General features: G+C 54.2%; 1 protein-coding gene. It reads right to left on the bottom strand.

From position 1 onward, the window contains the following. Window positions 1–653, bottom strand: a 653-nt coding sequence (locus AC1RPN_RS08055; protein WP_481763690.1) for a hypothetical protein, incomplete at both ends; no start/stop codon positions are given.

Consider the following 653-nt stretch of genomic DNA (forward strand, 5'->3'; position numbering starts at 1 on the left):
GTCCTGATTAAGAGCGACAAGCGAATACACGGAGTTTGCGCCCTTCACCATAATGAAGGACTGCGCGTCGTCCACGAATTTGATGGTCACGGCGTCGCCGCACTTGCGCATTACCTCGTCGATGAACTCATAGTCCACTTTCCAGCTCAGCTTTGCCGACACGGAGCCACGGATTTGCGTTTTTGACACACCGTTAGAAGTCTTGACGGTTAGGCCAATCTTTCCCTTTTCGGTAGACACCGCCAATTCCGATCGCTCCTTGGTAGCGACAGCCCTCGCGTTATCCATGAAGCCCATCACATCCTTCTTCACCATCTCGATGACCGTGCCATCGACCTTGCGAACTTCCCGAGCCTTCTCCATCACCATGTCGGTGTCGATCACCGATTCCTCGTCCGAAGCCGGCAGTGCCAGCACCACATCGAGCACTGGGTTCTGGACAAACACCAGAGAATCCGTGACCTTGATCGTGCAGCTGGTTCCACGGAACGCGTCGAGCACGGCACTCATCATGTCGAGAGGAATCGACAGATCTATATCGCCCACCAGTTCCTTGTTCTGGACAAAGCACATACGGTTGGGATCGTAGCAGGCAACAAACGCACCTTTCTTCGAGAGTCGAATCGCTACCGGGACAATCGACGTTGCCATGT

The sequence above is a fragment of the Dellaglioa sp. CoH-57-MRSF-20 genome, assembly GCF_056781955.1.